This window comes from Vibrio mytili, assembly GCF_000830505.1.
Taxonomy (GTDB): domain Bacteria; phylum Pseudomonadota; class Gammaproteobacteria; order Enterobacterales; family Vibrionaceae; genus Vibrio; species Vibrio mytili.
The window spans coordinates 1-10,789 of sequence record NZ_JXOK01000071.1 but is presented as its reverse complement, the minus strand read 5'-3'; the positions used below and the strand labels follow the sequence as shown (position 1 = coordinate 10,789).

At 46.2% G+C, this 10,789-nt stretch carries 6 protein-coding genes and 1 pseudogene; 3 read left to right on the top strand and 4 right to left on the bottom strand.

Features of this window, described 5'->3' with window-relative positions; all coding sequences use genetic code 11:
- Window positions 1-278: 278 nt before the first annotated feature.
- Window positions 279-1,622, bottom strand: a complete 1,344-nt coding sequence (pmbA, locus tag SU60_RS17720) for a metalloprotease PmbA (protein ID WP_041156698.1) — start codon at window positions 1,620-1,622, stop codon at window positions 279-281.
- Between the two features lie 110 nt (window positions 1,623-1,732).
- Between pmbA and yjgA the strand changes: the two genes are divergently transcribed.
- Entirely contained in the window at window positions 1,733-2,260 is a 528-nt protein-coding gene (gene yjgA / locus SU60_RS17715) for a ribosome biogenesis factor YjgA (RefSeq protein ID WP_041156697.1), read from the top strand.
- Between the two features lie 87 nt (window positions 2,261-2,347).
- Here the strand turns inward: yjgA and SU60_RS17710 are convergent, their stop codons facing one another.
- Window positions 2,348-3,310: a D-2-hydroxyacid dehydrogenase gene (locus tag SU60_RS17710; protein WP_041156696.1), complete on the bottom strand. Its 963-nt coding sequence runs from the start codon at window positions 3,308-3,310 to the stop codon at window positions 2,348-2,350.
- A gap of 39 nt (window positions 3,311-3,349) precedes the next feature.
- A complete protein-coding gene (gene rluA / locus SU60_RS17705; protein ID WP_041156695.1) occupies window positions 3,350-4,102 on the bottom strand; it encodes a bifunctional tRNA pseudouridine(32) synthase/23S rRNA pseudouridine(746) synthase RluA in 753 nt (250 codons plus the stop codon).
- Between the two features lie 375 nt (window positions 4,103-4,477).
- Between rluA and SU60_RS17700 the strand changes: the two genes are divergently transcribed.
- Entirely contained in the window at window positions 4,478-5,749 is a 1,272-nt protein-coding gene (locus SU60_RS17700; protein WP_041156694.1) for an NRAMP family divalent metal transporter, read from the top strand.
- 87 nt (window positions 5,750-5,836) lie between these two features.
- Here SU60_RS17700 and rapA read toward each other — a convergent pair.
- Window positions 5,837-8,744, bottom strand: a pseudogene (gene rapA, locus SU60_RS17695) (RNA polymerase-associated protein RapA).
- 577 nt (window positions 8,745-9,321) lie between these two features.
- On the opposite strand from rapA, the gene SU60_RS17690 reads away from it, so the two are divergent.
- Window positions 9,322-10,698 (top strand): PhoH family protein, encoded by a 1,377-nt coding sequence (locus SU60_RS17690; RefSeq protein WP_041156693.1) that lies wholly within the window; start codon window positions 9,322-9,324, stop codon window positions 10,696-10,698.
- Window positions 10,699-10,789 lie beyond the last annotated feature (91 nt).

Sequence of the window (10,789 nt, the reverse complement as noted above, 5' to 3'; positions counted from 1 at the left end):
CGGTCACTGACATTCAATGTCAAACTCTTCCGTAATCAGGAAGCGAAGCGCTCGGTAATCCAAAACAACAAGCATCAAACTCATCATTAAACACAATAAATTCAACAACCTCACCTAGAATCTAGGACCTTTCTTTTCCCTAGGACCTTCCCTGTATTCCGTAAGCGCAGCGCTCGGTAATCTAAAACCAAAAGTGCCAAACATCTCCGTTTGGCACAATAGTTTCAACAACCTCACCTAGAACCTAGGACCTTTGTTTATCCCTAGGACCTAATCACCTACTCTCCTGCAACCTTCATCTTATCAAGCAAGATAGAACCGGTTTGGATTTGAGAACGTGTTTCTACATCGCTGCCGACTGCAACGATCTTATTGAACATATCCTTCAGATTTCCAGCAATGGTGATCTCAGACACTGGGTATTGAATTTCACCATTTTCAACCCAGAAACCAGCGGCGCCGCGTGAGTAATCACCAGTCACAACGTTCACGCCTTGTCCCATCACCTCAGTCACTAATAGACCAGTACCCAGCTCTTTCAGCATTTGCTCAAAATTCTGACCTGTCGTTTTGACGTACCAGTTATGAATACCGCCAGCATGACCCGTTGGTTGCATATTCATTTTACGTGCTGCGTAGCTGGTCAGCAGGTAAGTCGCAAGCACGCCGTCGGTGATAATCTCACGATCTTGAGTGTAGACACCTTCACTGTCGAACGGGCTAGATGCTAAACCACGCAAGACATGTGGACGCTCAGAAATGTTGAACCACTCGGGTAAAATTTGTTTGTTCAGATGATCGAGAAGGAAGGAAGATTGACGGTATAAATTTCCCCCACTGATCGCCATGACTAAGTGACCAATTAACCCGGTTGCGACATCCGCAGCAAACATAATTGGATAATGACCTGTTTTTAGACGCTGCGCATCCAAGCGGTTAATTGTGTTTTCCGCGGCTTTACGTCCGACCATCTCTGGTGTCCATAAATCATCACGATGGCGCGCCACTGTGTAGCTGTAATCACGCTCCATCTCACCATTTTGTCCAACGCCAATCACACAACAACTCGTACTGTGGCGGCTAGAAGCATAACTGGCGAGTAAACCATGGCTATTACCGTAGACTTTCACGCCGTAATGACTATCGTAACTGGCGCCATCACTTTGCTTGATCGCACTGTTATAGCTCAATGCTTCTTTTTCAGCCGCAATCGCGACTTCAGCGGCGTAGTCAGGATCTGGAGAGTCAGGGTGAAATAAATCCAAATCAGGAATATTATCAACCATGAACTCTTTTGCAGCAGGGCCAGCGAAAGGATCTTCAGATGTGTAATGTGCGATATCCAGCGCGGCTTTTACGGTTTGCTCAATCGCTTGTTCACTCAAGTCTGACGTGGAAGCACTGCCCTTACATTGACCTCGGTAAACGGTGATGCCAAGCGCGCCATCACTGTTGAATTCGACATTTTCGACATCCCCCATTCGGGTAGAAACACTAAGCCCAGTACTCTTAGTAATTGCGACTTCTGCGGCATCCGACTTTGCTGAAGCCAGCTTTAAGGCTTGTGCGACGGCGTGTTCTAGCTCGGTACGTTGCTCAGCAACCTGCTGTTTAATATCCATTGTCTTTCACATCTTGTCTTCAATGCACAATAGGATAACAAGAATTTCGCTTTCTCCCCACGATTCTTGTTAAAATAGTCATAATATTAATCAAAACACAGGCAACTGAAATGGCACGTAAGAATCAAAAAGCGCCATGGGAACCAGAAGAAGAAATCATCTGGGTAAGTAAATCCGAGATGAAGCGCGACATGGAAGAGCTGCAAAAGCTGGGCGAAGAGCTTGTTGGCCTAAAACCATCCGTTCTAGAAAAGTTTCCATTGAGTGAAGACCTGCGAGAAGCAATTGCCGATGCGCAACGCTTTAAAAATGAAGCGCGTCGTCGCCAACTGCAACGTATCGGTAAACTGATGCGTTATGAAGACCCAGAACCTATCCAAGCCGCATTGGATAAGATTCGTAACAAACACTCTCAGTTGACTGCGGTATTCCACAAGCTGGAAGCGCTGCGTGACCGCGTGGTTGAGGAAGGGGATAAAGCGATTGATGACGTTATGGAAATGTACCCAGAAGCAGACCGTCAACGCCTACGTCAACTCGCTCGCCAAGCGGCAAAAGAGAAACAAGCTGGTAAGCCTGCAAAAGCATACCGTGAAATCTTCCAGATCCTTAAAGGGCTCAACGAAGAAGAGTTTTAATTCGACGCTTCGATTTTAATAAAAACTCGCTCTTAACAAAAAAGCAGACATCAATGTCTGCTTTTTTATCTGACCTGTCTTAACGCTTTACACTAGCCGATTAAGCGCTTCTCCACGTTCAAACGCGTTAATATTTTCAATCAAGATGTTCGCTAAGTTCTGAATCGACGAATCACTGCCCCACGCCACATGCGGTGTGAGCAGTAAGTTAGGCAAATTCATATTGGCAATCAACGGATTACTTTCATCCGCAGGCTCTTGAGTAAAGACATCAAACCCAGCCCCCGCAATAGTGCCAGATTTTAGCGCATCAATCGTTGCCTGCTCATTAACCAAACCACCACGCCCTGTATTAATCAGAATCGCTGTCGCTTTCATCATCTGGAACTCAGTTTCTCCAATCGCATTGCGCGTATGTTCGTTCAAAGGACAATGTAACGTAATCGCATCAGAACGTTTGAGTACCTCGTAAAACGGCACATAGTTTTCCCGACACTCAGACGCGCCTTTTCGCTCAGCAAATAATACCTGCATACCCAATGCCTTCGCTAGCTGCGCGGTTGCTTGGCCCAAAGCGCCACTGCCAATGATACCTAAAGTGCTACCACCAATGTCGCCAATAGGGTGCGTAAAAAAACAAAATTGCTTGTTGCGTTGCCACTCACCTGCAGCGATATCTTGATGATAACCAAACAGGTTTCGACGTAAAGCGAATAACATAGCAATCACATGTTCAGGAACCGAACGAGTGGCATACCCTTGTACATTTGCCACCGCAATATTGTGATTTGCGCAATAATCCACATCCACGTTATTAAACCCTGTAGCCGCGACAGCAATCATACGCAACTTAGGAAGCTGTTCCAGCACATGTTGGTCAATTACAGCTTTATTCGTGATGACAATATCCGCTTCGAGAAGCCGTTCAACGACTTGCTCTGGCGATGTGAGATCGTATTCGATCCAATGATGCTCAAAGCTAGGGCGTGGCACCTGAATGTGTTCAGGGATAGTAGCGCGGTCGAGAAAAACAACATTCGGCAATGACATAACAACTCCTTGTTCACTGCCCAGGAAAAACGAAGATAACTATGGATGAGGCAGTGTTTTGTAATCTGGTAATGTACGCTCTGGTTTGAAATAGTCAAAGATCATCGTTTCGGCTTGAGGATAAAAGTCACACGGCACAAATACTTGGCTTAAGTCGTGTGATTCAGGGTGATAGAAACTCAGTTCCGCAGCATGCAGTTCCAAACGGCTTGAGAACGCGAGGGCCTCTGCACTTGCATAAAACTCATCGCCAACAATCGGATAGCCTAGCGCTTGCATGTGCACTCTCAGTTGATGAGAGCGCCCGGTGATGGGTAACAAACGGACAATCGTTGTTTCTTCTCCCGTCGTGTGCACCTCTCGTTTTACTGTCTGAAATACGGTTTGAGAAGGTTTACCATCTTGAAAACACACCTTCTGCCTCGGTCGATTAGGCCAGTCACAAATTAATGGAAGATCGATTTCACCTTGTTGTTGTTCAATATGCCCCCACACTCGTGCGTAATAAACTTTATGGGTCAAACGGTACTGGAACTGCTTTTTGAGTGCCCGCTCAGCCGTTTTATTTTTGGCGAGTAACATCAATCCAGAAGTCGACATATCCAAACGATGTACTACTTGAATATCTGGGTATGACGCTTTTAAACGGCTCCACATGCTATCGTAATGCTCCGCTAATCGTCCCGGTACGGATAGCAAGCCCGAAGGTTTATTCACGGCAAGGATATCTTCATCTTCAAAAACGATATCAATCCAAGGGTCTGTAGGAGGCGTATATTCAAGCATTGCCATCGGTGAAGTCTCATCAAAATAAAATCGACGCGATTATAACGACCTCGGTTCCAGAACGCATTGCATTTGAACGCAACACTACAAAAGTCTGGCAGAAATTAAAAAGTCAACAAGCAAAAAGAAAATAAAATAGTTTGCTATGTAAAATTAGTTTGACAATGTAAGCGATAAATTTATAGAGTGCAGAAGTAAGCCTGCAACACCAGCAGTACCACACTCTGGATGTGCCAAAATAAAGTCTAACCAGGTTCAAACACATCATTTAAAACATTACCGTCGCGCTCGCACCATGACTTCCGCCGTTCATTTGAAATCATCCGGTGCAGTGCCTACCAAGACCTCTTGGATACAATTAAAATAACAAGGAAATGAAGCATGGATTCCGCAATACCAACACAAAAGCCACCCCAGTCTAAACTCTCCTTATTTTTTCGCTCGCTAGGTCCTGGCATTCTTATGGCCTCAGCAGCCGTCGGTGGCTCTCACCTCGTGGCGTCTACAAAAGCCGGCGCTATCTATGGCTGGCAACTTGCTGGACTGATTCTGCTGGTCAACTTTTTTAAATACCCTTTTTTCCGAGCAGGCGTGCAGTACACCATGGGCACAGGCAATACACTCGTAGAAGGCTATGCCAAAATGGGGCGGTCTTACTTGTGGGTATTTCTCTTTTTAAGCGCGGTATCCGGCGTCATTAATACCGCTGCGTTATTAATGTTCAGTGCCAGCTTACTTGGTTATTTCGTTCCTTTTTCTTTATCCATGGCCTCGTTGAGTTGCATCGTGATTGTGACTTGCTTGTTGATCCTGTTAGCAGGTCACTACAAAGCATTAGATACTCTATCTAAAGTGATCATGTCGGTACTCACAATCTCGACGTTACTTGCCGTCGCTATAGCATTCGGAAGCCCGGTTGAGCAAGTTGCAAACTTCGAGCCACCTTCACCTTGGTCGATTGCAGCCATTGGCTTTATTGTCGTCACCATGGGCTGGATGCCTGCACCTATCGAAATTTCATGCCTAACTTCAGCTTGGTTAAAGCGTCAAGCCAGTGAGCAAGAAGTGACGCCCCGTTATGCGTTGTTTGATTTTAACGTTGGTTACATTGGTACAGCATTGCTTGCCATTGTGTTTGTATCGCTCGGTTCATTAATGTTGTATGGCTCAGGTGTTGAACTGCAAAGTTCTGGTGTCGGCTTCTCCCACCAGCTTGTAGGTTTATACGCCTCAACCATTGGTGAGTGGTCTCGATACCTGATTGCAGTGATTGCGTTCTTCTGCATTTTCGGCAGTACCATTACCGTGATTGATGGCTACTCGCGCGTTGTTTCAGACGCTCAACGTTTGCTGCGTTCACAGCCAGACACCAATCCTAAAACAACGTCAACGATCATGATCGTTATCTCGGCACTGGCATTAGGCATTGTCATTTTTTGGGCATCAGCATTGTTGCCAATGCTGAACTTCGCCATGATCCTAGCCTTTATGACCACGCCATTCTTTGCGCTGTTGAACTACATACTGGTGAGTAAAACCGATTTGCCGAAAACGTTAGCCGTAGGACGCAAACTGAAGTGGCTATCAATGGCGGGGCTAGTTTACCTTTTCGGCTTCTTAGCGGTATTTATTTGGTGGAAATGGTTGATGTAATTACACCACATCAACCAATAAAAAAGCGTAGAAAAAAGGCCTTCAAAATGAAGGCCTTTTGCTTGGTTTGTGCCAATGAATTCAAGTTTAGTTATGGCTGACCACAATCAAACGCAGAGAATCCAGTTGAACCTGAGCTTGGTTGATGTAACCCGTCAGTGCTTTTATTTGCTCTTCTATCGCTTCAAGCTCTTCATCTCGTATGTTCGGGTTGACCGCTTTCAGAGCTTGTAAACGCTCCAACTCCGCATTCAGACTTTGCTGCATATCGTGATGTGCTTGTTTACGCGCCTCTTCGACTTTTTGCTCAATCAGTTCATCCCCCGCTTCAATCAAGCGATGCACATCTTTTTGCACGGAGGTGACTAACTTACTACCAAGATGACGATTCACTGGGCTGAGCTGACGGTTGAAGCTTTCAAATTCAACTTGCGCAGACAAATCATTGCCACGCGCATCCATCATCAGGCGGATAGGTGTCTTCGGCAAGAAGCGAGCAATACCGCTGCGTTTTGGTGCTTGTGCATCAACCGCATAAATAAGTTCAACTAGAATCGTCCCCACTGGCAACGCTTTATTTTTTAATAAAGAAACGGCAGATGCCCCAACACCTTCACTCATCAGGAGATCAATCCCTCCTTGAATCATCGGGTGCTCCCAACTAATAAAGTGCATATCTTCACGCGATAACGCAGTTTCACGATCAAAAGTGATCGTCGCCCCTTCATATGGCAGACCTGGATAGCTTGGTACCATCATGTGCTCTGACGGAGTTACAACAAGCGCATTTTCACCTTTGTCGTCTTGGTTCAAACCGATGGTATCAAACAGGGACAACGCGAATGTCACCAAGTTGGTATCACCATCGGTAGACTCAATTTTCTCAACGATTTTCTGCGCTTTTTCTCCACCATTGGAGTGCATTTCGAGCAGACGATCACGGCCGTGCTCCAATTGCGATTTAAGCTCTTTATTCATTTTGGCGGACGCTTCAATAATGTCCTCAAGCGGAGTCGCATCCCCCGAGGCCAGCATTTCAATCAGAGCTTCCGAATACTCATCGTAAACGGCTCGGCCTGTTGGACAGGTTTCCGCAAAAGCATTCAAACCTTCATCAAACCAACGCGCGAGAATCGCTTGTGATGTTCCTTTTAGGTAAGGAACATGGATGTCGATGTCGCGGTTTTGACCAATACGATCCAAGCGACCAATACGTTGCTCAAGCAAGTCTGGATTAAAAGGCAAATCGAACATGACAAGCTGGTTCGCAAACTGGAAGTTACGACCTTCTGAGCCTATTTCACTACAGATAAGCACCTGTGCTCCGCCTTCTTCCTGAGCAAAATACGCCGCTGCTTTGTCACGCTCAAGAATAGACATGCCTTCATGAAAAACCGTAGCGCGGATGCCTTCACGCTCACGTAACGCTTGCTCTAGCTGTAAAGCGGTACTCGCACGTGATGCGATCACCAGAATCTTTTCGCTGCGTTTTTCTTTTACTTTGTCTAACAACCAGTTCACTCGAGAGTCGAACTGCCACCAGCTTGACTCATCCCCTTCGAACTCTTGGAAGACTTCTTCTGGGTAAAGGTTCTTCATTGCACGAGCTTCAGGCTAATCTTGCCACCGATCATCCGGCAACACGCATAGAGGTCGTGTATTGTGGTGGAATGTCCATTGGCATCAAATGCACGTTTCGCTTCGGAAAGCCTTTGACAGCTGCGCGCGTGTTACGGAAAAGAACGCGTCCCGTACCGTGACGGTCCATCAGGTTGTCGATCAGTTCCTGACGTGCAGCCGCTTTGGACTCTTCATCTGTGTTGCTTTCAATGATCCGGAAAAGCGGTTCCACATCTTGTTCAGACAACAACTCAGTGATCTGATTTTTTGCCTCATTCGGCAACTTCCCTTCAGAGAAGAGAGAGGTAATCGCGTCGGCAACTGGGGCGTATTGCTCCTCTTCCTCAACAAAGGCTGCGTAATCGTAAAAACGATCTGGATCCAGAAGACGCAGGCGGGCGAAATGACTTTCACGACCCAATTGTTCTGGTGTGGCTGTTAGCAGTAGTACACCAGGCGTACGCTCAGCTAAGCCTTCCACCACTTGATATTCCCGACTTGGTTTGTCTTGGCTCCACTCTAGGTGATGCGCCTCGTCAACGACCAACAGGTCCCACTCACCGTCAAGCGCTTGCTCAAACCGCTTACGGCTTTTACGCAGGAAGTCGAGCGAACACAGCACATATTGTTGGGTATCGAATGGGTTTTCCGCATCGGCAAATGCTTCGATACAACGCTCTTCGTCGAAGATAGAGAAATGCAAATTGAAACGGCGCATCATCTCAACAAGCCATTGGTGCTGAAGAGTTTCCGGTACCACAATTAGAATACGCTCAGCACGACCAGACAGGACCTGCTGGTGAATGATCATCCCCGCTTCGATGGTTTTACCGAGGCCCACTTCATCCGCAAGCAGAACACGCGGCGCGTGACGACGACCGACTTCATGCGCAATAAAAAGCTGGTGAGGGATAAGACCCGCACGCATACCACACAGACCACGCATTGGACTTTTGTGCTGCTCAAATTGATTGGTTAACGCTCGGTAACGCAGAACAAAGTTATCCATGCGATCAATTTGACCCGCGTACAATTTATCTTGAGGCTTATTGAAACGGATTTGGTTGCTGAGGAAAATTTCACGCAGGACAACCGCAGTTTCTTGCGTGTCTTCGCGCGTACCGAAGTAGGTGTATAACCCCTCGTCTTCCAGCACTTCTTCTACTTTTAGTGACCAACCTTCTTGGCAATCGATAACATCACCGACATTAAAGGTGACTCGGGTAACGGGTGCATCAGTTCGTGCGTAAACTCGGTTTTCTTCTGATGCTGCGAACATTAATGTCACGGTACGAGCATCCATTGCTACTACGGTACCTAAACCTAAATCGCTTTCCGTATCGCTAATCCAGCGCTGCCCCAAAGCAAATGTCATGAATGACTACCTCGTTGTTATTTCTTGATTCGTGTTTTGTTGGTCTTCACACGCCCCTTTCAAGGCATGGATAATAGTTTAGATCCGATTCTGGCTTCTGCTATATCGATTGAACTTACCGTACGTTGAATACAGAACCTAGTTTAGCCAATTCAGTATGATAAAACGGCCATAGCTTGCGCACAGAAAAAGGTCGCTAATCTTACTTGAAGCTGTGATTTAGGTCACGTCCAAACCGCTCTATGCACAAACTTTTTTTACGAAACTAGGAATGCAATCAAATTGTAAAAAACACATGACAATTATTAAGCTGCACCAAGAAATTATTACGTATACTTAGTTAGGAGCGCTTAAAATCATTGCATATCCCATCGCATGTAATTTAAACGCATTGGTACACGTTTAGGATCAACCCGGGTTTGCATACGTTGTCTTGCTACTCAGTTGCGCACTAAGCGACAAACAGTACAGTAGCTCGAAAACCTCTATTGCAAGCAATTAGAGTTAGGTCGTTTCTTCTATTTTTTGCGACTTAACCACTCGTAAGCAAAGCCATATTTGTTGGCAAGGAGACGCTATGGGCGATACGGATCGGAAACTGTTTGTACTCGACACCAATATCCTACTTCACGAACCCTTCGCAATTTACTCTTTTCAAGAACATGATGTCGTCATCCCGATGACCGTACTGGAAGAACTCGATAGAATCAAAGATAGCAAGCGGGACGTTGCGCGCGATGCACGTGTTGCCATTCGTGCTTTGGAAGATTTATTCAGAGACGCGACTCCGGATGAAATTTCGGAAGGCATTCCCGTCAACAAAGAAAACCCTAATCAAGGCACTATCTCTATTTTGGCGGATTTTGAATTGCAGGAAACCGTCAAAGCTTTCGCCGACAAAGCCGGTGACAATCGCATTCTCAATGCGGTGCTTTATCTGCAAAACAAACGGGCGCCACGTGAAGTTGTGCTTATCACTAAAGACATCAACATGCGTCTGCGCGCCAAAGGGGCAGGTGTACGCTTTGTAGAAGACTACCGCACCGATCAACTTATTGATGACATTCAATACCTGACCAAAGGCTTCCAACAACGAGAAGGCGAATTTTGGAGTGGTATTGAAGAGGTAGAAAGTTACTCCTTGGGTGGAAAAACTTATCATAAGCTTAGCCGAGAGCCTTTCGACCCGACTTTTATTAACCAATATATTATTGATGAAGATAGCGACTTTGCCGGCCGGGTGGAAACCATCAACGAAGACAAACTGACCCTGCTGGACCTCAGCCGCGAGCGGATGATGCATCGCCGTGCTTGGGACATCACGCCAAAGAATATTTATCAAGCGATGGCATTAGACTCGTTACTTGATCCTGAGATTGACTTAGTCATTCTGACAGGAGCTGCCGGTAGTGGTAAGACCCTACTCGCTATGGCAGCCGCTCTTGAACAAACCATTGAGAAAAAGATGTTCGACAAAATCATCGTCACGCGTAACACGCCTGATATTGGTGAATCGATAGGCTTCTTACCCGGTTCCGAAGAGGAAAAAATGATGCCATGGTTGGCAGCCGTGACTGACACATTAGAAGCGCTGCATAAGCATGATCACTGTACCGAAGGTTCAATGAAATACATCTGTGATAAGGCGAATATTCAGTTTAAATCAATAAACTTCATGCGAGGCCGTTCAATTCAAAATGCGTTTGTCTTGCTTGATGAATGCCAGAACTTAACGGCATCACAGATAAAAACTATCATTACCCGTTGTGGCGAAGGGACTAAAATTGTCTGTTCCGGTAACTTGGCTCAGATTGATTCCCACTACCTCACTCCGGTGACATCAGGTTTGACCTACATGGTTGAACGCTTTAAAAACTTTGAAGGCAGTTCGAACATTCACCTCAACGGCGTAGTACGCAGTCGCTTAGCAGAGTTTGCGGAAGAGAATATGTGATAAGACAAGGTTCTAGGATCCTAGGTGAAAAGAAGGTTATAGGGTCCTAGGTCCTAGGTCCTAGGTCCTAGGAATACACGGGACGCTTCGC

What these genes read in the sequence shown, in the direction of transcription:
- SU60_RS17710 (WP_041156696.1), bottom strand. Translation starts at nt 3,310, where the DNA reads ATGTCATTGCCGAATGTTGTTTTTCTCGACCGCGCTACTATCCCTGAA.
- pmbA (WP_041156698.1), bottom strand. Translation starts at nt 1,622, where the DNA reads ATGGATATTAAACAGCAGGTTGCTGAGCAACGTACCGAGCTAGAACAC.
- yjgA (WP_041156697.1), top strand. Translation starts at nt 1,733, where the DNA reads ATGGCACGTAAGAATCAAAAAGCGCCATGGGAACCAGAAGAAGAAATC.
- SU60_RS17700 (WP_041156694.1), top strand. Translation starts at nt 4,478, where the DNA reads ATGGATTCCGCAATACCAACACAAAAGCCACCCCAGTCTAAACTCTCC.
- rluA (WP_041156695.1), bottom strand. Translation starts at nt 4,102, where the DNA reads ATGGCAATGCTTGAATATACGCCTCCTACAGACCCTTGGATTGATATC.
- SU60_RS17690 (WP_041156693.1), top strand. Translation starts at nt 9,322, where the DNA reads ATGGGCGATACGGATCGGAAACTGTTTGTACTCGACACCAATATCCTA.